The organism is Acinetobacter sp. YH12128 (assembly GCF_013418655.1).
Lineage (GTDB): Bacteria > Pseudomonadota > Gammaproteobacteria > Pseudomonadales > Moraxellaceae > Acinetobacter > Acinetobacter amyesii.
In genome coordinates this window covers 41,865-65,158 of the sequence record NZ_VPBO01000009.1, presented here as the reverse complement: position 1 = coordinate 65,158, position 23,294 = coordinate 41,865, and the positions used below count along the sequence as shown (strand labels likewise).

Annotated in this window: 22 protein-coding genes; 12 read left to right on the top strand and 10 right to left on the bottom strand. The window is 39.7% G+C overall.

The window, feature by feature from the left end; translation table 11 throughout:
* Positions 1-163: 163 nt before the first annotated feature.
* The 5 genes from FTU64_RS06555 to FTU64_RS06535 are packed head-to-tail and all read left to right on the top strand — an operon-like array spanning position 164 to position 4,478.
* Positions 164-1,183 carry a glycosyltransferase gene (locus FTU64_RS06555; protein WP_180055865.1) on the top strand — a complete coding sequence of 340 codons (1,020 nt, stop codon included), beginning with the start codon at positions 164-166 and terminating at the stop codon, positions 1,181-1,183.
* Positions 1,167-1,811 carry a YrbL family protein gene (locus tag FTU64_RS06550; RefSeq protein WP_180055864.1) on the top strand — a complete coding sequence of 215 codons (645 nt, stop codon included), beginning with the start codon at positions 1,167-1,169 and terminating at the stop codon, positions 1,809-1,811. The genes FTU64_RS06555 and FTU64_RS06550 overlap by 17 nt, the downstream gene beginning before the upstream one ends.
* Positions 1,812-1,818: 7 nt before the next feature.
* Positions 1,819-2,826 (top strand): glycosyltransferase, encoded by a 1,008-nt coding sequence (locus FTU64_RS06545; RefSeq protein WP_180055863.1) that lies wholly within the window; start codon positions 1,819-1,821, stop codon positions 2,824-2,826.
* A gap of 17 nt (positions 2,827-2,843) precedes the next feature.
* A complete protein-coding gene (locus tag FTU64_RS06540) occupies positions 2,844-3,602 on the top strand; it encodes a glycosyltransferase family 25 protein (RefSeq protein WP_180059430.1) in 759 nt (252 codons plus the stop codon).
* Between the two features lie 60 nt (positions 3,603-3,662).
* Entirely contained in the window at positions 3,663-4,478 is an 816-nt protein-coding gene (locus FTU64_RS06535) for a hypothetical protein (RefSeq protein ID WP_257222207.1), read from the top strand.
* 16 nt (positions 4,479-4,494) lie between these two features.
* Here FTU64_RS06535 and FTU64_RS06530 read toward each other — a convergent pair whose 3' ends face one another.
* From FTU64_RS06530 to FTU64_RS06515, 4 genes are all read right to left on the bottom strand, one after another.
* Entirely contained in the window at positions 4,495-4,716 is a 222-nt protein-coding gene (locus FTU64_RS06530; protein ID WP_180055861.1) for a hypothetical protein, read from the bottom strand.
* Between the two features lie 125 nt (positions 4,717-4,841).
* Entirely contained in the window at positions 4,842-5,708 is an 867-nt protein-coding gene (locus tag FTU64_RS06525) for a lysophospholipid acyltransferase family protein (RefSeq protein ID WP_180055860.1), read from the bottom strand.
* A gap of 314 nt (positions 5,709-6,022) precedes the next feature.
* Positions 6,023-7,807, bottom strand: a complete 1,785-nt coding sequence (gene aspS, locus FTU64_RS06520; RefSeq protein ID WP_180055859.1) for an aspartate--tRNA ligase — start codon at positions 7,805-7,807, stop codon at positions 6,023-6,025.
* Between the two features lie 160 nt (positions 7,808-7,967).
* A complete protein-coding gene (locus FTU64_RS06515; RefSeq protein WP_180059429.1) occupies positions 7,968-8,747 on the bottom strand; it encodes a DUF4184 family protein in 780 nt (259 codons plus the stop codon).
* Positions 8,748-8,894: 147 nt separating this feature from the next.
* On the opposite strand from FTU64_RS06515, the gene znuD reads away from it, so the two are divergent.
* Positions 8,895-10,979 (top strand): zinc piracy TonB-dependent receptor ZnuD, encoded by a 2,085-nt coding sequence (znuD, locus tag FTU64_RS06510; protein ID WP_180059428.1) that lies wholly within the window; start codon positions 8,895-8,897, stop codon positions 10,977-10,979.
* A 109-nt stretch (positions 10,980-11,088) separates the two neighbouring features.
* Complete coding sequence (locus FTU64_RS06505) at positions 11,089-12,555, top strand: phospholipase D family protein (RefSeq protein WP_180059427.1); 1,467 nt, start codon at positions 11,089-11,091, stop codon at positions 12,553-12,555.
* 89 nt (positions 12,556-12,644) lie between these two features.
* Here the strand turns inward: FTU64_RS06505 and FTU64_RS06500 are convergent, their stop codons facing one another.
* Positions 12,645-13,103, bottom strand: coding sequence for a hypothetical protein (locus tag FTU64_RS06500; protein WP_180059426.1), 459 nt, complete (start codon positions 13,101-13,103; stop codon positions 12,645-12,647).
* A gap of 183 nt (positions 13,104-13,286) precedes the next feature.
* Between FTU64_RS06500 and FTU64_RS06495 the strand changes: the two genes are divergently transcribed.
* On the top strand, positions 13,287-13,751 hold the full coding sequence (locus FTU64_RS06495) for an RcnB family protein (protein WP_373685226.1): 465 nt from the start codon (positions 13,287-13,289) through the stop codon (positions 13,749-13,751).
* A 68-nt stretch (positions 13,752-13,819) separates the two neighbouring features.
* On the opposite strand, the gene FTU64_RS06490 is transcribed toward FTU64_RS06495, so the two are convergent.
* Positions 13,820-14,317 (bottom strand): phosphate-starvation-inducible protein PsiE, encoded by a 498-nt coding sequence (locus FTU64_RS06490; protein ID WP_180059425.1) that lies wholly within the window; start codon positions 14,315-14,317, stop codon positions 13,820-13,822.
* Between the two features lie 169 nt (positions 14,318-14,486).
* On the opposite strand from FTU64_RS06490, the gene FTU64_RS06485 reads away from it, so the two are divergent.
* Positions 14,487-15,122 carry an FMN-binding negative transcriptional regulator gene (locus tag FTU64_RS06485; protein WP_180055883.1) on the top strand — a complete coding sequence of 212 codons (636 nt, stop codon included), beginning with the start codon at positions 14,487-14,489 and terminating at the stop codon, positions 15,120-15,122.
* A gap of 44 nt (positions 15,123-15,166) precedes the next feature.
* Here the strand turns inward: FTU64_RS06485 and FTU64_RS06480 are convergent, their stop codons facing one another.
* From FTU64_RS06480 to FTU64_RS06470, 3 genes are all read right to left on the bottom strand, one after another.
* Positions 15,167-16,948, bottom strand: coding sequence for an acyl-CoA dehydrogenase C-terminal domain-containing protein (locus FTU64_RS06480; RefSeq protein ID WP_078194153.1), 1,782 nt, complete (start codon positions 16,946-16,948; stop codon positions 15,167-15,169).
* 193 nt (positions 16,949-17,141) lie between these two features.
* Positions 17,142-18,944 (bottom strand): acyl-CoA dehydrogenase C-terminal domain-containing protein, encoded by a 1,803-nt coding sequence (locus tag FTU64_RS06475; RefSeq protein ID WP_078194152.1) that lies wholly within the window; start codon positions 18,942-18,944, stop codon positions 17,142-17,144.
* 316 nt (positions 18,945-19,260) lie between these two features.
* Complete coding sequence (locus tag FTU64_RS06470; RefSeq protein ID WP_180059424.1) at positions 19,261-19,890, bottom strand: hypothetical protein; 630 nt, start codon at positions 19,888-19,890, stop codon at positions 19,261-19,263.
* A 134-nt stretch (positions 19,891-20,024) separates the two neighbouring features.
* On the opposite strand from FTU64_RS06470, the gene baeS reads away from it, so the two are divergent.
* Both baeS and FTU64_RS06460 read left to right on the top strand, forming a co-directional pair.
* A complete protein-coding gene (gene baeS, locus FTU64_RS06465) occupies positions 20,025-21,701 on the top strand; it encodes a sensor histidine kinase efflux regulator BaeS (RefSeq protein ID WP_180055853.1) in 1,677 nt (558 codons plus the stop codon).
* A gap of 12 nt (positions 21,702-21,713) precedes the next feature.
* A complete protein-coding gene (locus tag FTU64_RS06460; protein WP_111885370.1) occupies positions 21,714-22,400 on the top strand; it encodes a response regulator in 687 nt (228 codons plus the stop codon).
* A 27-nt stretch (positions 22,401-22,427) separates the two neighbouring features.
* On the opposite strand, the gene FTU64_RS16250 is transcribed toward FTU64_RS06460, so the two are convergent.
* Entirely contained in the window at positions 22,428-22,676 is a 249-nt protein-coding gene (locus FTU64_RS16250; protein ID WP_218947314.1) for a hypothetical protein, read from the bottom strand.
* 31 nt (positions 22,677-22,707) lie between these two features.
* Between FTU64_RS16250 and FTU64_RS16335 the strand changes: the two genes are divergently transcribed.
* Positions 22,708-23,289 (top strand): hypothetical protein, encoded by a 582-nt coding sequence (locus tag FTU64_RS16335; protein WP_257222206.1) that lies wholly within the window; start codon positions 22,708-22,710, stop codon positions 23,287-23,289.
* Positions 23,290-23,294: the final 5 nt, after the last annotated feature.

Genomic DNA, 23,294 nt, shown 5'->3' with positions numbered 1-23,294 from the left:
AGTAGAATTTTCCTCAATTCAAAATACTGTTCTTATTCAATACAAGAAAGTTTAAGTGAGTGCTGACAAATTTTCATACTATAAAGTTAAATAATTTGAATAAATGAACGAGATTAATTTGAATCATATACAATAAGTTAAATTATTGGGGCTTAATTTTCTGATGAAGATTCTTCACATTTGTAACCTAGCTTATAAAAAATCTGCTGAGCAGTTTTATAACACAGACCGTAAAATTTCTTTTGGATTACAGCAAAATGGTCATTTTGTTTATGATTTTTCATTTAAAGATATGGCTTACTTTGGAACAATATGGCGGACTAAAAAAATTGGGGCTAAATGGGCAAATGCTGAAGTCTTACGTCTGACTGATAACTTACAACCAGACTTAGTATTGATTGGGCATTGTCCACAGATTGATCCTGAAACTTTAAAGCAAATTAGACAGAAATATCCAAATATTAAAATTGCCTTTTGGTATGTAGATCCAATCTATGAGTCTGAAAAAATTAAGTTTATCCATAAGTTTCAGCCTTACTTAGATACTATTTTTGTTACAACTGGCGGTGAGTTATTAAAACAATTCGCTAAAGATCAAACTGTGGCTGCATATATGCCGAACATGGTCAATTCGGTAGTTGAAGTAGGGCAAAGTTTTTTAAATAAAAATACTTCACATGATTTTATTTTTTGTGGTTCTGCTGGAGATCAGGAGCGAGCAAACTTTGTAAAACAGTTGCAGCAAAAAATATCATTTTTAAAACTGTACTTGCCTGGTTTTGTAGCGCCCAAGTTGTATGGAGCGGATTATATTCAAACGCTAACACAAAGTAAAATGGGATTGAGTTATTCACGACGCAATGATATTTGTTTATATGTATCTGATCGTATTGTGCAATTGACGGGGAATGGTTTACTGACATTCACGCCTAAAGTACCAGAATTAGATCTTTTATTTAATGATTCTGAAGTAGTCTATTTTGATAACTTGGATGATTTAGCTCGAAAGACACAATTTTATAAAGATAATCCAGATCAGGCTAAGTTAATAGCTGAGGCTGGTTGGAAGCGTGCACATGTGAGTTATAATTGTCAGCGTACAACAAAATTTATGTTGGAAACAATTTTTGATAAGCCGTATTCAGAAAATTATGAATGGTTAGAACATGTATTCAAAAAGTGAAATTGCTCAAGCAGAATTATTAGGTTCAGGGGCAAATCGTTATTGTGTGATTTCACCAAGAGATAATTCGATTTGTCTAAAAATTGATTTACCATTTGAGCGGAAAAAGACTAAAAACTGGAGACAGTCAATACAACGCTATTTAAGTCGTAATTTTAATTATTTTAATGAAAATTTTGTAGAATGGAGAGCTGCAAAAAAATTACACAAATTGGTGACTCATGAAATTGCTCTAGAATATATTGCTCCGATTTATAGTCTTGATGTGAGTGAGTTGGGTTGGATATTATCAACTGAACTTGTACGTAATGAAGATGGTACAGTTGCAAAAAGTTTACATCATCATATATGTGAAAACTCCACATTAAGTAAGCAACAGTTATACAAAGAGATTGATAAATTTTGTAAATTTTTGCTTGAATATCGCATCCCTTTATTTGACTTAAATTCTGGAAATATGGTTATACAGCAATCCTCAAAGGGGATGCGTTTATATTGTGTCGATATTAAATCTATAGCTCGTGGTAAAGAAATTATCCCCATTTCATATTGGTCTAATCGGTTGATGAAGAAAAAAATTCTACGTAGGGCTGATCGGTTGAAACAAGTTATTAAGAAACAAGGCTAGAAAACGTATGAAAATAGTACAGGTTATGGCTTCTAGTGCCGGTATGGGTGGATTGGAACAACATACCATAAAATTATGCAATGCCTTAGCAGAACATCATGAAGTGCATTTGATTGCTCATGCTTCATATCGAGATTATTTGCACGTAGGCATTAAGTTACATAATATTGATTTATCAAGAAGCCGATTTAACCCCTTGCTTCATTATCAGCTTTTTCAGCTTATAAAAAGTATTTCTCCAGACATTATTCATGCACAAGCAAACAAGGCTGCAAATATATTATCACCATGGCTCAATAAATTTGATTGTCCAACTATTGCTACAATCCACAATATTAAAACTAATATTAAGCCATTCCTTAAATTTGACAAGGTAATTGCAGTTAGTCATAAAATTGCACAAATTTTTCCAGAAGAGAATAAGGTTCAAGTAATCTGGAATGGGACATCTGTAGAGTATTTATCTGAAATGAGATTGACCCCACGAATTCGTCCACAAGCTTTAGCTATTGGACGGCTAGTACAAGCTAAAGGCTTTGATCTTTTAATTGAAGCTTGGCAAGGAGTTGATGCTGATCTTTTGATTGCAGGTGAAGGGGGAGATCGGCCTATTTTGGAAAAAAAAATATCTGAGCTTTTTTTGCAGGACAATGTAAAATTGTTGGGTTTGAGATCAGATATACCTCAATTATTAACAAATTCTGACGTTATGATTATTTCTTCTAGGAATGAGGGTGGACCTATTACACTTGCTGAAGCTTTACTATTAAAAGTACCTGTATTTGCCACAGATGTTGGAATGGTGACGGATTTTTTAGATCAAGAATATGTTTGCCGACCCAATGACGCACAAGCACTTAAGTTATTAATCAACAAAAAAATTGGTTTAAAATCTCAACTTCAACCAAAATTTGAATCAGCTTTTGAAAAAGCACAATTGAATTTGAAATTTGAAGAAATGTGTACAAAGACTGAAAAATTGTACTATGAACAGATTCAACTAAAGAAATCGTAATTTTTTTGGAGCGGCAATTGAAAGTATTTATAATTAGTGTTGAACACAAAGAGTCACCTCGGTTAAAAAATTTTTTAAACCAATCCTTCTTTCAAGATAAAGCAATTCATTACGAAATTATAGGTATTAAGGGGGCAGATCTTCCTACTAAAGAATATTTCGAAATGGCTGTAAAAGGAAGAGAAAAACCTTTAACGCCTGGTGAATTGGGATGCACTTTATCACATTTAGAGGCTTTGAAAAGATTTTTAAACTCTAAAGAAGATTACGCTCTTATTCTAGAAGATGATGCCATCATTCCAGATGATTTAAATGAAGATATTATCTATAAGACAGTAAAAAGCATTAATTTACCAGCTAATATATTATTTAGTTTAGGTGGTATACAGATGAAAGTGTGTAGAAATGTTCGTGGAAAGATACAACCTTATACATTTTTAAATCAAAGTATATTGAAAGTCTCGCCTCATTTTTATAATAGAGTTAATTATACAGTGGCTTACATTGTGGATCGTGTAATGGCGGAAACCCTACTACATTATCATGAGCCTATTCGCCGCGCAGATGATTGGAGTTATTTACATGATTTTGACTCAACTTCGCAAATTTTAATGACACATTTATTTGATCATCCTATCGTAGAAAAATATGGTGATAATAAAGGTGTGAGCTTAATTCAACATGAAAGAGATTGCTCTGCAGATTTAAAAACGAGTAATTTTGGTGGTTTTTTGAGTAAAAACTTAGCTAAGATTTTTAATCATAAATATAAATAATATTTTTCATTTGTATATTAAACATACTTCATTTCTTAAATCTAAATTATGGGTGTTCTAATGAGTCTTAGTAAAAAAATAGTTTCTTTATTTCGTCCTTGGCTAAGGAGTAGATTTAAGAGATATGGTCATAAATATTCTACCAATAAAGATATTTTGATAAATGTTCCTGTTAGTCTTAATGTTTTACTCATAGGTATTTATCTGACGGATTATGCTAACCAAGCAGCCATTTTAAAAAAACAATTTTCTAGTTCCAAATTTCATAACGTTGAACAAAAGTGGTTTGCGATAGGAGAAAATCCAATTCCAGTAGAAATGCAAGATGTAACTATAGGGCATTCTTCAACTAAAATTCCTAAGTTTGAACTACTTACAAACTTGCTTAATAATATAGATTATCAAAAGTATGATTATTTAATTATAAGTGATGATGATATTCATATTTTAGCTGACTTTATTGACTTATATTTACTATATGTAGAAAAGTTCGCATTAAAAATTGCACAACCAGCACGAACATTCTACAGTTTTCATGATCATAAAATATGTCTTGCTCAAAAAAATGTAACTTGTAGAGCTACTAATTTTGTTGAAATTGGTCCAATTTTTTCTATACATAGAACAGTTTATGGGGATATTTTACCATTCCCTGTAGAAAGTCCAATGGGTTATGGTCTTGATTTTATTTGGCCAAAAATTGCTGAAAAAAAGTATTTCCGAATAGGTATAGTAGATGCCACACCAGTAGATCATAGCTATAGACCTCAGGGAAAAACGTATTCTGCTAATCTTAATACTATTCAGATGAACGAGATGTTGAGTAAATATGAAAATAATAAAGATGTGGAAAAAAAAGCACTTTATTATTTTTAACTCTTATTATGGGTTATTAGGAATCCTTCTCGCTGTTCCCCTTCAACACCATATAAATCAAACCGACAAAGATTAATAATGCACCTGCAAGGCTGCTGACACAGAATAAAACAATTCGGTTATAGGTGGTTAAGTTGAATAATTCATTGGCTAAAATGTAGCGCATGAACAACCATTGTACGACAGAAAAAACAATCAAGACGATTGCACGACGACGGACTTCAGGACGCATAGCCATAGGAGAATCACTTAAAGTGGAAATTGAGGCTATTATGCCACTGTCGATAATCGATCTCAATTGAATAAGATTAATCCAAGCGCGTGATACACAAATCTTAAGGTTGAGTTCTGTTTAGATCGCCTTTATTTGCGGTACATATTGATGTTGCCAAAGCAGACCCGAAAGCGTTTATAAGACCAGATATACTGTTCTGGTGCTTGGTTAATGATGTCTTGCATCGCGATGTTCAGCGCGTCGACAGACGATTGTAAATCTTTAGATAAAATCTCGTCTGCTAAGGGGTGGCAATGCACATCAAAGTGCCTTAAGTTGGGTTGTCGGATACAACTTAAGCCGATGACATTGCATTGGGTTTTTGCAGCAAGCTTTGAAACAAGTGTGATCGATAAAGTATTTTGCCCAAAAAAATTGGAATAAATGCCGCCTGAAGGCTTTGGTAAATGGTCTGGTAAAATCACCGTTAGGCCGCCTTGTTTTAAATGTTTAAAAATGGCACGGATCCCTGTTTCATCTGTCGGGACTAAGGTTGCATTAAACTTCTCTCGTGCTTCTAACAGATAACGATTGATCCCTTTATTTTTATTCGGTTTATACATAATCATCGGTTCTGTATACAAGTTCAGCCATGCATTGAGTAGTTCCCAACAGCCAAAATGCGGAACCACAACAATGACACCTTTTTTATTCGCAAGTGCTTCCGTGAGGATATTTTCACCATAAATATTTTTCAGTAAGCTCAGGCTATAACTTGGCGGCATCCCCCAACATTTAATAAATTCAATATAGGTCAGGCATTGGCTGCGGATACTTTGATTAATGAGCTGTCTCTGCGCAGTCTCTGACAAATCTGGGTAGGCCAGTTGAATATTGATGCTAGTGATAAGTTTGATCGATGAATTAAATAGATTAAGAATAAACGCGATCATCAAGGCCAAGTTTTGTAACAGCCAAAGTGGCAATAGCGCGATGATTTTGAATATAAAGTACATGGATCACAAGGTCTCAAAATTGACAGCATGGAATAAAATAAATTTTGCCAAGAGACCGGACTTATTCAATGAAAAGTACAAAAAGATCTGAATCTAAAAACAAAATAATCGGAAGTGGAAAATTGAGCTGTCCATTGCTCAAAGGATGTAGTTCAACATCATAACGTACTTGAAGCGTTTTGATATTAGCAAAGTACATCAAATCTTTAATTTATGTTTTGTAGGTTTTCTACCACCTTTTGTAGGTTGACATAAAAAACCCTGCATAGCGCAGGGTTTTTTGAAACTTAAAATCTAAATCTTAAAATGTAAGATTATTTAGATTCTTCAGCTTTTGGTTTTTCACGTAAGCGAATACCTAGGTCGCGCAATTGGGTTGCTTCAACTGGCGCAGGCGCTTGAGTTAAAGGGCATTCCGCAGTCTTAGTTTTCGGGAATGCAATCACGTCACGGATAGAAGATGCACCAGTCATCAACATCACTAAACGGTCAAGACCGAATGCTAAACCACCGTGAGGAGGCGCACCGAATTTCAAGGCATTAAGCAAGAAGCTGAATTTCTCTTCTGCTTCTTCTTCAGAAATACCAAGCGCTTCAAAGATCGCTTTTTGCATTTCTAGGTTGAAGATACGTAATGAACCACCACCGATTTCAGTACCGTTCAATACCATATCGTAAGCAACAGAAAGTGCAGCACCTGGGTTGTTCTTCACTTCTTCAACGCTTGATTTTGGCAGCGTGAATGGGTGATGAACAGACGTCCATTTACCGTCATCAGTTTCTTCGAACATTGGGAAGTCAACAACCCAAAGTGGCGCCCACTCGCAAGTTGCAAGTTTCATGTCGTGACCGACTTTGATACGTAAAGCACCCATCGCATCATTTACGATTTTCGCTTTGTCCGCACCAAAGAATACGATGTCGCCATTTTCAGCACCAACGCGTTTCAATAGATCAAGCACGATTGGCTCGATGAATTTAACGATTGGAGATTGAAGACCTTCAATACCTTTTTCAAGTTCGTTGACTTTGATGTAAGCCAAGCCTTTCGCGCCATAAATGCCAACGAATTTAGTGTATTCGTCAATTTGGCTACGTGGAAGCGCGCCAGCACCTGGTACGCGAAGCGCAACAATACGGCCTTTAGGATCTTTTGCAGGACCTGCGAATACTTTGAACTCAACGTCTTGCATCATGTCTGCAACATCAACAAGTTTCAAAGGAATACGTAAGTCAGGTTTATCAGATGCATAGTCACGCATTGCATCTGCATACGTCATACGTGGGAACTTGTCGAACTGAACGTTTAGAAGTTCTTTGAACATCTTAACCGTTAAACGTTCCATTAAATCCATGATGTCATCGTCACTCATGAACGATGTTTCAACGTCGATTTGTGTGAATTCAGGTTGACGGTCAGCACGTAAGTCTTCATCACGGAAACATTTAGCAATTTGGTAGTAACGATCGATACCGCCAACCATTAACAACTGTTTGAACAATTGTGGAGATTGTGGAAGTGCGTAGAAGCTACCGTTAGAAACACGACTTGGTACTAAATAGTCACGCGCACCTTCAGGAGTCGCACGAGTCAAAATCGGTGTTTCCACGTCTAAGAAACCATTTTCTTCGAAGTAGTTACGAATTAGGTTAGTCAATTTAGAACGGAAACGTAAACGATCTAACATTTCTGGACGACGAATATCGAGGAAACGATATTTCAAACGTACTTCTTCAGAAATATTGGTATTTTCGTCATTCAATGGGAATGGAGGAGTTTCAGACGCAGCAAGAACTTCAATTTCTTTGCCTAAAACTTCGATTTGACCACTCACGATATTCGCGTTTTCAGTACCTTCGTAACGACGACGTACACGGCCTGTAATTTTTAATACGAATTCTGAACGTGATTTATCAGCAGTCGCGAAAGCTTCAGGAGTATCAGGGTCAATCACTACTTGAACAAGGCCATCACGGTCGCGCATGTCAAGGAAGATTACACCACCGTGGTCACGGCGACGGTGAACCCAACCGCATAATGTAACGGTTTGGTCGATTTGGGCTTCAGTAAGTGAGCCGCAGTAATGAGTTCGCATCATAGCGTTAGAAATCCAACTATATGGGTTAAGGTCAGCGAATACGTAAACAGCGTACCGCTTTTATTCGAATAGGGGATTATGCCTCTTTTTGGCTGTTTTGTCACAAGGACTTATTGCTAAAACAGCCAAATTTACAGCAAATTTTTGCTCAATGAAGGGCTTAAGCCGATGACGTAGAAAAAATGTTAGTGCTCTTGCTTAAGATCAGAAATATCAGACTACCAAGGCTAAACGTGGCCAAAAATGCACGAAAAAAATAATTAATGGCTTTGCCGACATAGGCATACAGGTCATGCACAAAGGCATCTGAGTAAATACTGTCAGCAAAATAAAAATAACTTGCGATTCCCGCAGCTAGAGACAGGGCCGCTAAACCATATACATAGACTTTGATGGTTGTGGGGACGTTTACAGTACTTCGATAGTGAAGATGATGACGATAAATCATCCATGCCAAAACGGGGAGTGCCAAGCCAGATAATCCAATTTGCAACACGCGATGTAGGGGATATGAATGACCAAAAAATTGAATCGGTAGACTCAATAGATCCTTAAATGCAAAGGTACGAAAGTCAACATGGGTCAAGCCATCCCAAACAATATGCGTCGAAGTTCCAATGATGAGTGCGAGGATGAGGCTTAGGATAAACCCACAGCATTGATTGAAATTCTGTAGATGCAGCGGCTTATTTAAACCAAAAAAAGCAAATAACATCGGGCGATAGAGCACATACCACAGCACACAAAACAGCAAACCAAGGATTAAGTTTGGAACAATTAACCCCGACCACTGATGGGATCCATTGTAGTCAGCATTGGTAAATAAACGGAATAAATCTGGCACCATGCTACCAATTGCGAGGGCTGCAATAGGCAGGCGATTTCCGCTTAATTTGGAAATGGGCGGTGCAAGTACAGCATGGGATATGGTAAAAGGCATTGAACTAAAATAAATATATGAATAAATACAATGTGGTATCGGTGAGTGTATATGATTTGGGCAGATTAGAATGTTTTTTATTGCAAAATGAATGAAATGTTATATTATAACATTATTCAAAAATAGCCTGATTTGAGTCTCTCCAACATGTCTTTTCATAAGAATTTAATAACTGTTTCGATTTTTGCAGTGATTGCACCCAACCTTTATGCCGATGACCCAGAACAACAGGTACAAAAGCTCGAAGCTATTAATGTTCAGGTCCATCCTTTAAACCAAAGTGCGGCAGATTTTGCTGTTGCCGATAATGTCATTCAACATAAGGCCCTTGCACAAGGTGGCGTCACAATTGGTGATGCCCTAGCGGGACAGCCGGGTGTATATTCAAATCAGTTTGGTGCAGGTTCAAGTCGTCCTGTGCTGCGTGGTCAAGATGGTCCTCGTGTCAAAGTCTTAGAACATGCCTCAGAGACTGCTGATGTTTCGACCTTATCTCCTGACCATGCGGTTACGGTTGATCCGATTTTGGCAAAACAAATTGAAGTGATCCGTGGGCCATCAACGCTGTTATACGCGGCAGGCACAGTTGGCGGTTTGGTCAATGTGACGGATCAGAAAATTCCAACGGCGATTCCTGATAAAGGTTATGAAGGGCAAGTTGGGGTTCGTTATAACTCAGGCAGTGATGAAAAATTGGCGAGTGCCGGTGTCACGGCTGCTTTAGGTGAGCAATTTGCCATCCGTGTAGAAGGCTCGAAACGAAAAGCCAATGACTATATTTCACCCAATTATTTCCATGATCATGATGGTGAATTAGAAAAAGAACGCCGCGTTGGCAACACTTTTGCAGAAGGGCAAAATGTCAATGTGGGCGCGTCATGGATTCATGATCGTGGTTTTGCTGGACTGTCTTATAGCAACCGACAAGACCAATATGGCCTGCCGGGTCATAGTCATGAATATGAAAGCTGTCATCCACATGATGACCATTTACATTGTGATGGTCATGACAACCATGGGCATACCGATGAGCATGATCATTCAGCCCATGATGAACATGATCACGATCATGATGCAGCAGGTCCATGGGTCGACTTAAAGTCAGAACGTTATGATTTCCGTACCGAACTTGCGAATCCGTTTGCGGGCTTCCAAAAACTCCGTGCACATGCAAGTTATACAGATTATCAACATGACGAAATTGAAGGTGATACAGCGGCAACGACCTTTAAAAGTCAGGGCTATGATGGTCGTTTAGAGTTGGTGCATAACCCGATTGCGGATTGGGAAGGTGTGATTGGCGCACAATACAATCAGCAAAAGCTCAATATCAGTGGTGAAGAGTCACTGATGAACCCAAATAAAACCCAAAAATGGAGTGTATTTGGTTTAGAACATAAACAATTTGGTGATTTTCATGTCGAGCTGGGCGCCCGTGTAGATCAGCAGAAAATTCAAATCGATTCTGCACAAAAAGACTATGATGATTATGGCATCTCTTATTCAGGTGCTGTGAATTGGGCGTTTGCACCCAATTATAAATTGTCCTTGGTGGGTTCTCATCAAGAGCGGTTGCCATTGGCGCAAGAGCTGTATGCAGATGGCAAGCATTTTGCGACCAATACCTATGAACGTGGGAATGAAAATCTAGATGTTGAAAAATCCAATAATCTAGAATTAGGTTTCCATTATGAAAAAGATCAGTTGGATTATCACGTTCATGTGTACCACAACTGGTATGACAACTACATTTATGCCGCAACCAAAGATAATTTTGAAAACTTCCGCTTAGTTGATTACACCCAAGACAAAGCTAAGTTTTATGGCGCGGAAGCTCAAGTAGGCTATGCCATCAATGATATGTATAAACTCAGTGTCTTTGGTGATTATGTTCGCGGCAAAATTGATGGTGAAAATGCGCCACGTGTGCCTGCAGGGCGTTTAGGAACCAAGGTCGATGTTGACTTTGCCGATGGTTGGTCAGGTCTTGCAGAATATTCACATGTATTCAAACAAGACAAAATCACTGCATTTGAGCGTGAAACAGATGGCTACAACATGGTGAACTTGGGTGTAGCCTATAGTGGTCAGTTGAAAGATCAAAATGATTATCGGGTTTATTTCAAAGCCAATAATTTATTGGATGAAGATGTTTATTCTCACACGTCATTCCTTGCCAATATTCCTCAAGTCGGTCGTAATTTTACGGTCGGTCTTGAATTTGGTTTCTAATTGAATTTGCACAGACTTTTCTAAGTAAGTCTAGGTAAAGTCACAGAAATCCTCTTGAAAAATCAATGAATAAAACCTAGTCTGAGCGCATTAGACTAGGTTTTTTCTTATGCGCATCATTCAACGAATACATCACAAGCTCAATTGGTCACGTCGTCGCTATGTGGGTGTGGTCATTGGTTTATTGGTTTTAGGTTATTTGGCATCGGCAACCTATCACACGCTAAAACCACTCCCTGAAGGGCTGAACTACACGGGAAAACTTCGCCATGCTGAAGTGAACTTTTTAGTGGATGAAACCTATATCGATGTGCAAGGAAAGCAGCAACAGGAACATCGCATTTTTAAAGAAATGCTGAAAATGATTGAAGAAGCACAGTCGACCATTGTGTTGGATATGTTTCTCTTTAATCCGCAAGTTGGCGACTCTCAATTAAAACACGAACAATTAACACAGGAGCTGACCGATGCGCTGATTTTGAAGCGTCGCGTATCACCTCAAGTGGAAATTTTTGTGATTACTGACCCTGTCAATTCGGTATATGGCGGCATTCAACCCGAGCATTATCGTCAATTACGACAAGGGGGCATTGAGTTGATGGAAACCAATTTGGTGCCGCTTCGTGCGTCTAATCCAGCATGGTCAGGTTTTTGGTATATCTGTTGTCAAGATATTGGCAATAATCCTGAAAAAGGCTGGTTACCGAACCCATTGGGAACCGAAAAGGTGACGATCCGCAGTTATATGGATCTTTTCAACTTTAAAGCCAATCATCGTAAAACCTTGGTGGTAGATACCGTTGAAGGTTGGAAAGGTTTAGTCACCTCTATGAATCCGCATGATGGTAGCTCACGACATTCTAATGTGGCCTTAACCGTCAAAGGCATGACTGCGATTGATCTGTTAAAGACTGAGCAAGCCGTAGGCATGATGTCAAAAGCCAATATTCCATTTGTGGTGATTAAGGATGTTGAAGCCGCGAAAACTCAGCCACAGGTTCAAGTGCTGACTGAAAAAGCCATTTATGATGCCACACTCGACTTAATTGATAGTGCGAAGAAAGCTGGAACTGAAATTGATATTGCTATGTTCTACTTGTCAGAACGTAAAATTACCAAGGCACTCATTGCTGCGCATGAACGTGGCGTGAAAGTTCGTGTATTACTCGATCCGAATAAAGATGCTTTTGGTCGTACCAAAAATGGCATTCCAAATCGACCTGTAGCATCCGAATTACATGATGCGGGTATTGATGTACGTTGGTGTAATACCCATGGTGAGCAGTGCCATAGCAAGATGATTTTAAAACGAACTGCTTATCAAGCCGATATGATTTTAGGTTCGGCAAATTTCACGGCGCGTAACTTGAAAAACTATAATTTAGAAACGGATTTACGCGTGATTGGTCTGAAAGATGCGCAAGTTTTTAAAGATGCATCACAGTACTTCAATACGGCTTGGTCAAATCTGGATGGTAAACAAATGAGTGTCGATTATAGTAAATATGCAGATGAATCGACCTTGAAATATGTGTTGTATCGCTTTATGGAATGGAGCGGAATATCTACTTTTTAATTTTTCCCTCATCCTAACCTTCCCCCAAAGGGGGAAGGAATTCCCTCTCATTTCAGGAGAGGGTTAGGGAGAGGTGTATTTAGCAATTATTAATTCTTCGGTACAGGATTCGGCGGAACGATTTGATCTAAATCTTTATCTGTCATTTGATCCAATTCTTTAATATCCGTTTTGATTTTCCATTTATCGGCATCATCTACCGGTTGAGGTAAACGAGCTTCTAACCAGTCGCAAATTACGTCTGGAGGAAAGTCAGCATGGTTACATTGAATCACCCAAGACAAGAATTGTCTTGCTTCGCCATTCATATATGGTGGCGGAGAAACCGGTAAAAATTGAGTCGGTAAGCGTTCATTTTTAGAAATATAGTTCAATACATGGCCCAATTCTTGAACAGTTTGCCATGCTAAAGGGTGATCTACATTAATTTGAAATTTAAACCACCAAGCAGTTTTACCATCGGTGCCGTAGGAGTCGATTAAGGCTTCTTGGATACTTGGTACTTTCGAAAAAAATTGATGAAGTCGGTCAAAACTTAATTCAGACACAGCATTTGATCCACTACGAAATAAAATCAATCTTAGCATAATCCAATCAAAAACAGGCTAGCCTGAAGGTACGATCAGCTTGGTCGGAAAATTAACAAATTCTTGCACTTGATGGATTTTTATTCATTTTTTCTCCTACAATGGAATTTATACTGAGCGTATAAACCGTCGAGGAGAGCTTAAGTGAAAACCACATTATTCTATGCGATTGCAGGTGTGATGCTGATCAGTGCTTCGGCCAGTACTTTTGCGGAAAACAAATGGGCAAACTACCAAGGTGTGGATACATCAAAACCACAACACCGCCCACCGTCGATGAATCGGCCTGGCTATCCGCAGCATGCGCCGAATTATCCTCAACATTATCCTCATTATCCAAGTCGCCCGCCGGTTTATCCGCAATATCCAAATCGACCTTATCCGCAGTATCCACAAAGTGGCATTAGTATTCAATACAATGCGCCGACCACGATTACTCAAAATTCGCAGAGCTATAGTTGGGTTAATGGCGATCCTGCCAGCGCTAGTATTTCGAGTTCGACCTATACCTTTATTAGTGATTGGCAGCGTTTAGGTTTACCTGCACCCCCAAGTGGCATGTACTGGATTTTTGAAAATGGTCGCTATGTATTGGTGCCAAATAGATAAGGTTTATAACCTCTCCCTTGCGTAGCAGTGCTACTCGTCTCCTAAAAGGAGAGGGAACGAATTAGTGTTTAAGCCAATTCATCATCTTGCGGACGTGGGGTTTTTCCTTCAGGTAATGGCTTCTCGGAATGCTTATCTCGAATAACCGAAGGGTAAGTCCAAGAGGCATAGCGCACAATCAAAATGGCTACTGCTAAAATTAGAATCGAACCTGTGGTAATGACCAAGCCCATATCTGCTTTATGGTCGTGTTGAATGTCCGAAATCAGTAAACGGGTCAGGGCAGTAATAGCAATATAAATCAGGAAGCGAACAGGCATGTGGTTGGTTTTAAAATAAATACCAACCATGGCACCGAGTTCGAGGTAAATAAACAATAATAAAATATCGTCAATCGTGGCGAATTGCTTAACTGTAATAATTTCAAAAATGGTATGACCCGCAGACCATAAAATCATACAGCCGATGACAAACAGTGCAAGATAATGAAAACCTTCTACAGCAAGATTGCCAAGTCGGTCGAGGAGGGCTTCGATTTTTTCTACTTTGGGATCACGGTGTGTCATATATATTCCTCCTTTGTAAATTGCGTGAATATTCAACGAAGAACAAGTCATTAAATATCAAGCAAATTTCATGCACATGAAGCGCATATGACAAAAATATTTTTAGGTTTAATAAAGTTTTTAATGTTAAGTTTGAGCTTAAATTTTGTCCTATAAGAATGAAGCGACGATGTATCAACCAACGCATTTTAAACAGAATGAACTCCTTGATCTGATTGATCTTATGCGTAAGCATGCTTTGGCGACAGTAATACTGACGGCACCCAATGGTGAGTTGGAAGTGAATCATTTACCACTAGAATATGACACTGAGTCAGGCGAATTGGGTATATTGCGCGGTCATATTGCCAAGACCAATCCAATGTTTGAATTGCTAAATCAGTCAGCGCACGCCTATGTGATTTTTCATGCCGATGATGCATATATTTCGCCTAGCTGGTATGAAGGAAAACAGGAGCATCATCGCGTTGTACCGACATGGAATTACCGTGTGGTGCATGTCAAAGGCACAATTCGTAAAGTTGACGATGAAAAATATTTACGAGGGGTTCTGGCTCGGTTGACTCGACAACATGAAGCTAGCCAACCCGTGCCGTGGAAAATGGGCGATGCGTCTAATGATTTTATTGCTGAACAGTTAGAGAAAATTGTGGCGATTGAAGTCGATATCCAGTCGATGATCGGGAAATTTAAAGTCAGTCAAAACCGAAGTGCTGTAGATGCGATGAATGTGGCAAAAGCTTTGGAAAATGCGAATTCTGAAATGGCTAGGTCAGTCAGGAAATATTATCACTACAATGAATAAAAAAATGCCCGATAAATCGGGCATTTTTGATTTTGTGCGACTAATTAAGCTTGGTTGGTAAAGTAATCTTCAGAGAAGTTCATGATCACTTCAGAACCTGCTTTCACTTTAGCAATGCGTAAAGCCAATTCAGGTAAAATACGCTGCGTGAAGTAAAGGGTTAGTGCAAGTTTGTTTTGGTAGAACTCGCCATCTTTGTCTTTTGCTGCATCTGCAATGCGGGCAAACATATAGGCAAAGCTGAGTAAGCCTACAGCATGTAGGTAATCAACGGCTGCTGAGTTCGGGAACTCAATGTTTTCACGAGCAGCTTCAAGTACATATTGAGTTACAGCTTCAACTTCAGCTGCTGCATCTAAGGTTGCATCTTTGATGTAGTTCAAGCTGGCATCTAAGTTATTGGCAAAATCACGGATTTCTTGGATATATTCAGCAATGAATTCACCATTGCACTTAATGGTTTTACGACCAATTAAGTCTTGAGACTGAACACCGTTGGTTCCTTCGTAAATCTGTGCAATACGCAGGTCACGGATACATTGTTCCATACCCCATTCACGAATAAAGCCATGACCACCAAATACCATTTGCGCATCCAGTGTTGCTTGGAAAGCGGTATCTGTTAAATACGCTTTTGCAATTGGTGTTAACAGCGCAACACGGTTATTGGCTGCTTTGACTGCTTCTGGATCCGTAGAGAACTTGGTAATGTCCAGTTGTTGACCGACATAAACTGCAAATGCACGAGATGCTTCATTGTTGGCACGTGCATTTAGCAACATACGACGTACATCGCCGTGTACAAGGATGCTGTCTGCTGGTTTTGCAGGCGATTGAACGCCAGAAGCGCTACGGCCTTGTAAACGATCAGTCGCATATTGCGCTGCATTTTGATAAGCAAATTCAGAAGCACCTAGGCCTTGAATACCCATAGACAGACGTTCGTAGTTCATCATGACGAACATCGCTGCAAGGCCTTCATTTTCTTTACCAACCAGGTAGCCTTTCGCGCCATCAAAGTTCATCACACATGTTGCAGACGCTTTGATCCCCATTTTATGTTCAATAGAACCAGGGCCTACAGCATTACGCTCACCCAATGAACCATCTGCATTCACCAAGAATTTAGGTACGATGAATAGTGAAATTCCGCGTGAGCCCGCAGGCGCATCAGGCGTTTTCGCTAAAACTAAGTGGATGATATTTTCAGAAAGGTCGTGGTCACCGCCAGTGATGAAGATTTTAGTACCTGTGATGTTATAAGTACCGTCTTCATTACGTTCAGCTTTAGTTTTGATAATGCCTAAGTCTGTACCTGCATGCGGTTCAGTTAAGCACATGGTGCCTGACCATTCACCTGTGTACATTTTTGGTAAATAAGTTTCTTTTTGCTCTTGTGATGCATAGCTGTTTAATGCCATGCCTGCACCTACAGAAAGAAGCGGGTAGAGCATGAAGGATGGGTTGGTTGCAAACAGCATTTCATCAGACAGAACAGTCAGCATTTTCGGCATGCCTTGACCGCCCCATTCTTCATCTGCGCCTAGACCAATCCAGCCGCCTTCTGCATATTGTTTAAATGCTTCTTTGAAACCAGCAGGAGTCGTGACATTGCCATTACTATAGGTTGCGCCTTCTTCATCACCTGTGCGGTTTAAAGGATGAGTGACGTTTTGCGCAAATTTTGCCATTTCTTCAAGAATGGCTTCTGCAGTTGCAGCATCAACGTGAGCAAGATTTTCGTTGTTTTGCCAGAATTGTTCTGCTTTAAAAACATCATTTAAGATGAATTTCATATCTGCAAGCGGCGCATTATAAATTGGCATGTTCGTTCACCTGTTTATTGTTTGAATCTATGGACTTGGGGCAATTTGTATCGACACAAAGCGTGGAGAAAATTGACCAAAGTAAAATTATGGGACTATTTATAAAGAAAAAGGACTGCCAATGCTATGACCGTCCTTTCTCTATTTCTGCACTCACGAGTACAATTTTTTGAATATGTTTTAGATATTCACATTAGAATGCAAAGTGTTCTGCATCCAATGCCATAAGAGGATCTAGGCCACCTGCAATCACTTCTACATGAGAGCGAACGCGTGGTAAGATTTTCTTGAAGTAGAAGCGAGCAGTCGTTACTTTTGCATTGTAGAAATCAACATCTGTTGTTCCTGCAGCTAAAGTTTCTTGTGCAACTAGTGCCATGCGAGCCCATAAATAAGCAAGCGTTACATAACCAGAGAAGTAGAGGTAATCGACTGCAGCAGCACCTACTTCTTCAGGGTTTTGCATTGCTTTCATACCAATCTGCATGGTTAAGTCGCCCCATTCTTTGTTTAGCGCAGCAAGCGGCTCAACAAATTCTTTCATGGCAGCGTTGTCTTTGTTAGCTTCAACAAATTTATGGATGATCTTGGTGAAGTCTTTCAACATTGCACCTTGAGTACCCAATACTTTACGGCCTAACAAGTCAATTGCTTGAATTTCAGTCGTACCTTCGTACAAGCATGAAATACGTGTATCACGTACAATTTGTTCCATACCATGTTCAGAAATGAAGCCGTGGCCACCAAATACTTGAACACCGTGTTTTGCAGATTCAGAACCTGTTTCAGTCAAGAATGCTTTAGCAATTGGAGTTAATAATGACAAGATATTGTCAGAGAACTTACGTTCTTCTTCAGTTGCACCTTGTTCCACGATATCGGCATGGAAAGACAATAAGTAAACCAGAGCACGACCAGCTTCAGCAAATGATTTTTGCGTAAGCAGCATGTTGCGTACTGCAGGGTGAACGATAATTGGATCTGCTTCTTTTTCAGGTGCTTTAGGGCCTGAAAGTGAACGCATTGCCAAACGGTCTTTTGCGTAAGCAAGTGCACCTTGGAAAGCGCCTTCAGAAGCTGAAAGACCTTGTACAGCAGTACCGATACGTGCAGTGTTCATGAATGTGAACATGCAGTTTAGACCGCGGTTTTCAGGGCCAATCAAGAAGCCTTTTGCGTTATCAAAGTTGATGACACAAGTCGCGTTACCATGGATACCCATTTTGTGTTCAATCGAACCACAACGTACCGCATTGCGCTCACCAATTGAGCCATCAGCATTTACATTGAATTTAGGTACGATGAATAATGAAATACCTTTCGTGCCTTTTGGTGCACCTGGAAGACGAGCAAGGACGATATGGATGATATTTTCAGCCATGTCGTGTTCACCAGCAGAGATAAAGATTTTCTCGCCAGAAATTGCATAGCTACCGTCTGCTTGTGGTTCAGCTTTAGAGCGGATAATACCTAAGTCAGAACCTGCATGAGATTCTGTTAAGCACATCGTACCAGTCCATTCACCTGAAACAAGTTTAGGAAGGTAAGTGTCTTTTTGCTCTTGAGAACCGTGATGTTCTAATGTACGGACAGCACCATGAGATAGACCAGGGTACATACCCCATGCCCAGTTCGACGTACCCACCATTTCTGAAATGATGTTGCCTAAAGAAACCGGTAAGCCTTGACCGCCGTATTGTTCTTCAGCAGATAAAGATGGGAAACCGAGTTCGATATATTTTTGATACGCTTCTTTAAAACCAGTTGGTGTTGTTACAACGCCATCATTCCAAGTACAACCTTCACGGTCGCCGACTTGGTTAAGAGGAGAAAGTTCATTTTCACAGAAGTCAGCAGCAGCTTCTAGATATTGGTCAACCAACTCACGACTTACGGTGTCAGAAAATGCAGGCAGTTGTGCATAGTGATCTTCTGCTTTTAAAAGTTCATGCAGAACAAATTGCATATCACGTAAGGGCGCTTTGTATTGTGGCATATCGTTTTCCTCAATACTGGTTTCTACCAGCGTTAGTAATCCTAAATAACATTTGAACGTGTCTTCAATGACACGTATTGGAATGGTTCTAATCGTGCAACATCTTCTTATTGGGTACAAGCATTTCAGGGTGATTTGTTGGTGACTGTAAAGTCAAAGAAATATCCCTTGAAAAAGCTAAGTGCATTGAGTGTAAACGCTTTTAGATGAAAATGAATGACACAAATAGTCAAAAAGCGTAAAAAGATATGTCCAATAAAAAAGGCACTCATGGGAGTGCCTTTTTTACACAATGATATTGCGATCTAAGTTTGGATTATTTTACTGGGGCTGGCGTCGGGGCAACAGGGGCTTTAGGTTGGAAGCGAACTTCACATTTACCATTGATTTGCTGTTCGCCAACTTTAATGGCAACTGCGCTACCATCAGTCTTACCTTGGCATGCTTTCATAATCGCTTGTTGCTTCGTTTGGCGTTCTGCTAAACGTTGATCAAACTTTTTAGTCAGTTCTGCACGTTTTGCATCAGTCAGTGGCTCACCGCGTTGCATCTGACCACGCATGTCGCCACGCATTGGATGATGTTCACCGCGCATTGGTTTGTGTTCACCACGTGCTTTTTTCATGTCTTGACGGTCTGCTTTGAACACCATGGTACATGTACCATCAATATTTTTATCGCCAGCTTTTACTTGAACTGTTGAACCTGTAGCCTTACCATCGCAGGCTTTTTGCATATCAGCAAACACTTGACGTTGCTCGGCACGCATTTGTTTAAAATGTTCACGTTGCTCAGGTGACATACGACGATCTTGATCACCATGATGTTGTTTCATCATGCGGCCATGATCGTTATCTTTTGGTGCGGTTGTCGATTGACAGGCAGTTAATGCACCCATGCTCAATACGCTTGCACCGATTAAAGCCATTTTGGTCATGTGTTTCATAGTCTATACCCCACCAGATTAGATATTTTTTCAATGGTTAAAGATTAAATAATAAAGATGTAGAAACAATGGAGAGTTTTTTAGTTGCGTGTTCGCTACAATAATGAATATAGAAGAAAAATGAGAGTTCTCTTTTGAAAATACGTCGTATCCCGATTGCCCTACGCTTGTTTCTGACTGTGCTGTTGACGACGCTCGTCATCACAACGGTAAGTCTTGGCGTTTTGCATTGGAATATGCAGCGTAATTTCACCAAATATGTGGCCGATGTCGAGATGCAAAAGCTTGACCATGTCATTGAAAATTTAGCCGATGTGTATACGGTCTATCATGATTGGGGCAATGCGATTCAGGCACAGATTCTGCAAATTGAAGGGCAGGCAGCACCCGATGACTATGATCGTCTCTCTCGGTGGTGGCTACGTCGTCAATATGACATTGCATTGCAGCAGCGCTATTTCCAAGATCATAGTTTGAATGCAACGTCGATGTTGGCGACACCACAGCAAACGGCAGAACAAAAAACTGAAGAGCTAAAATGGCTTGAACAAAACTTACCGTCTGAGTTTCAACCCTTTGAAGGTTTAAAATTTCCTTTAAGCGCGAATCAAAATGTGTTCCGCCCCAAAGAGTCGAATGCGGATGAAAAAGATAAAGATGCCGGTCAATCCTCTCAAAACAATACCAACAATGGTGGTAAAAAACAGTTTATTCAAATGCCTGACCGCTTGGGCTTGAGTTCACGTTTATCTTTATATGATGCACAGCGCCAATTTGTGGTGGGTGAGCCGACAGATGAACAGATTTCTTATCGTCCGATTATGGTAAATAATCAAATCGTGGGGTATTTGGGGCTCAAACCTGTACTCGAGCAAGATGATGCGATCAGTATTAACTTCTTTAGTAAGCAAAAACGTTATTTGTTATTGGTTTATGTGCTGACATTTATTGCAAGTTTAATTGCTGCACTGTTATTGGCGACCTACTTTAAAAAACCGATTCAGCGTTTGTTAATGGGAACACGTGAGTTAACAAAGGGCAATTATCAACATCAAGTCGCGGTGAACCGTAATGATGAGCTTGGTGATTTATCGAATGAATTGAACCAGTTGGCTGTGATTCTCGATCAGCATGAAACGTCACGTCGTCAATGGGTGGCCGATACTTCACATGAATTAAAAACCCCATTGGCGGTGTTGCAGGCTCAAATTGAGGCGATGCAGGACGGTATTCGTAAGCCAACGCCAGAGCATTTTGCCTCAATGCTCAATCAAGTGAGTAGTTTGAAAAAATTGACCAAAGATTTGGCGGATTTGGCGCAAGCCGATGCACAGCAACTGAATTGTTATTTGACCACGCTCAATCCGTGGGATGTCATTGTGCAGGAGGTTGAAAGCTTTAAACCGAAGTTTGAACAAGCCGATTTGAAAATTACCGCAACGGGCGATGGCACTTCATTACAATTAGATATAGACCGTTTTAAACAGATTATGGTCAACTTATTGGGTAACAGTATTCGTTATACGGAAGCTGGTGGTGAAGTGCATGTTCATACTGAGCAAGATGAAACCCAGTGGACCGTGTATGTCGATGACAGCCCATTTGGTTTAACTGATGAACAGTTGGCACGTTTAGGTGAGCGTTTCTATCGTGTGGATGATTCACGTACGCGTGCAACTGGTGGTACAGGATTAGGATTGGCGTTATCCGTAAAAATAGCTAGAGCATTGGGCGGAGAATTGAGTTTTGATCATTCTCCATTGGGCGGTTTGCGTTGCAAATTGACATTTCCCAAACAGATGAAACATTAAAAGGAAGCATGCATGAAACATATCATGTTGGTTGAAGATGAAGTGGAACTTGCACAGCTAGTGCGTGATTATCTAGAGGCTGCAGGCTTTGAAGTCAGCATGTTTCATGATGGTCAAGAAGCCTATGAGAGCTTCACGCAGCGTAAGCCGAGTCTAATGATTTTGGACCTGATGGTGCCACGTATGGATGGCTTAACCATTTGCCGTAAAGTCCGTGAGCAGTCTGATCTGCCAATTATTATGGTGACTGCACGCACTGAAGAAATTGACCGTGTATTGGGGCTCAATATGGGTGCTGACGATTATGTCTGCAAACCGTTTAGTCCGAAAGAGTTGGTGGCACGTGTGCAAGCGGTATTACGTCGTTTAGAACGTAAAGCAGAGCCAGAGGTGAATGATTTATTCCGTATGGACAAAGCACAGCAACGTATTTGGTATCAACAAAAAGCGTTGAGCTTAACGCCAACTGAGTTTCGTTTACTTGAGTTGTTTTTAGAGCATGTAGGGCAGGTGTATTCACGTGCGCAATTGCTTGATCATATTAACCCAGACAGTTTTGAAGTGGCTGACCGTGTGATTGATAGTCATATTAAAAATTTACGTCGTAAGATTTCAGATGCAGCGGAAACTGGCAACCGTCATGAGTGGATTCAAGCTGTGTATGGCGTCGGCTACCGTTTTGAATATCCAGAGGATTAATGTTACTTTTTGTTCTTGAATCTTTTTTTAAAAGCCTTTAATTTTTAAAGGCTTTTTTATTTGTATTTTTAAGAGGGAAAAACATAATGATTTTAAAAAAACCTTATTAGCAATAAGCTGTTCTGTAATTTTAACTGCATGTGGCGGTGGTGGCGGCGGGTCTTCTAGTAGCGGTGGGACTTCAGATAATGGCGGTTCAAATGGGGAAACAGCTAACCCATCAAATCCAGCAACAGATTTAGAGAAAGCTAAAGTATTAATCAAAACTACGAACAATATTATTGCCTATTTTGACAGTTTTAAAGGTTTGCAGTCTCAGTATGAGCCTGCATTTGATGCTGTAAGTAATGCAGGAAATGATATTAGTAATGCTTCTGATCTCATCATTACTTTAGCTTCATTGGCGCAGAAAGATGCTCAAGGTTCCACAAAAGACTATACCGCTGCAGAATTAGAGGCACTTTTAGAGGATGATGCGACCTATGGGGGGATATATTATCCAGATTATATTTTGAGCAAAAATGGTCTTAAAATCAGCGTAACACCGACTTCAGTTTCTGTTAATGGAAGTGTATCGGCTAAATATTGGATGGACTATATATGGGATAGCAGTACTTTTACTGGAAAAGATGTTTTTAGCGATGCGGTTTTGATTACTGTAAGCAATTTAAAGTTGGATGCGCCATTCACAGCATCTGCAAAACAGCATGATTTTAAAATAGTTTCAGGCGGTAAAATCACAGCTAAAAATGCGGATGGATTAGAATCAAGCTTAGGGTTTAATAGCAACAGTACCGCTCAAGTTGTTTATGATACAGATATCAAGCTGGAAGACTCAGAAAGTGAAAATGCTCCGGTTACGGCACAATTTAAATTTTTAAATTTTTAAATGTT

What these genes read in the sequence shown, in the direction of transcription:
- FTU64_RS06555 (WP_180055865.1), top strand. Translation starts at nt 164, where the DNA reads ATGAAGATTCTTCACATTTGTAACCTAGCTTATAAAAAATCTGCTGAG.
- FTU64_RS06550 (WP_180055864.1), top strand. Translation starts at nt 1,167, where the DNA reads ATGTATTCAAAAAGTGAAATTGCTCAAGCAGAATTATTAGGTTCAGGG.
- FTU64_RS06545 (WP_180055863.1), top strand. Translation starts at nt 1,819, where the DNA reads ATGAAAATAGTACAGGTTATGGCTTCTAGTGCCGGTATGGGTGGATTG.
- FTU64_RS06535 (WP_257222207.1), top strand. Translation starts at nt 3,663, where the DNA reads ATGAGTCTTAGTAAAAAAATAGTTTCTTTATTTCGTCCTTGGCTAAGG.
- FTU64_RS06530 (WP_180055861.1), bottom strand. Translation starts at nt 4,716, where the DNA reads ATGGCTATGCGTCCTGAAGTCCGTCGTCGTGCAATCGTCTTGATTGTT.
- FTU64_RS06525 (WP_180055860.1), bottom strand. Translation starts at nt 5,708, where the DNA reads ATGTACTTTATATTCAAAATCATCGCGCTATTGCCACTTTGGCTGTTA.
- aspS (WP_180055859.1), bottom strand. Translation starts at nt 7,807, where the DNA reads ATGATGCGAACTCATTACTGCGGCTCACTTACTGAAGCCCAAATCGAC.
- FTU64_RS06515 (WP_180059429.1), bottom strand. Translation starts at nt 8,747, where the DNA reads ATGCCTTTTACCATATCCCATGCTGTACTTGCACCGCCCATTTCCAAA.
- znuD (WP_180059428.1), top strand. Translation starts at nt 8,895, where the DNA reads ATGTCTTTTCATAAGAATTTAATAACTGTTTCGATTTTTGCAGTGATT.
- FTU64_RS06505 (WP_180059427.1), top strand. Translation starts at nt 11,089, where the DNA reads ATGCGCATCATTCAACGAATACATCACAAGCTCAATTGGTCACGTCGT.
- FTU64_RS06490 (WP_180059425.1), bottom strand. Translation starts at nt 14,317, where the DNA reads ATGACACACCGTGATCCCAAAGTAGAAAAAATCGAAGCCCTCCTCGAC.
- FTU64_RS06485 (WP_180055883.1), top strand. Translation starts at nt 14,487, where the DNA reads ATGTATCAACCAACGCATTTTAAACAGAATGAACTCCTTGATCTGATT.
- FTU64_RS06480 (WP_078194153.1), bottom strand. Translation starts at nt 16,948, where the DNA reads ATGCCAATTTATAATGCGCCGCTTGCAGATATGAAATTCATCTTAAAT.
- FTU64_RS06475 (WP_078194152.1), bottom strand. Translation starts at nt 18,944, where the DNA reads ATGCCACAATACAAAGCGCCCTTACGTGATATGCAATTTGTTCTGCAT.
- FTU64_RS06470 (WP_180059424.1), bottom strand. Translation starts at nt 19,890, where the DNA reads ATGAAACACATGACCAAAATGGCTTTAATCGGTGCAAGCGTATTGAGC.
- FTU64_RS06460 (WP_111885370.1), top strand. Translation starts at nt 21,714, where the DNA reads ATGAAACATATCATGTTGGTTGAAGATGAAGTGGAACTTGCACAGCTA.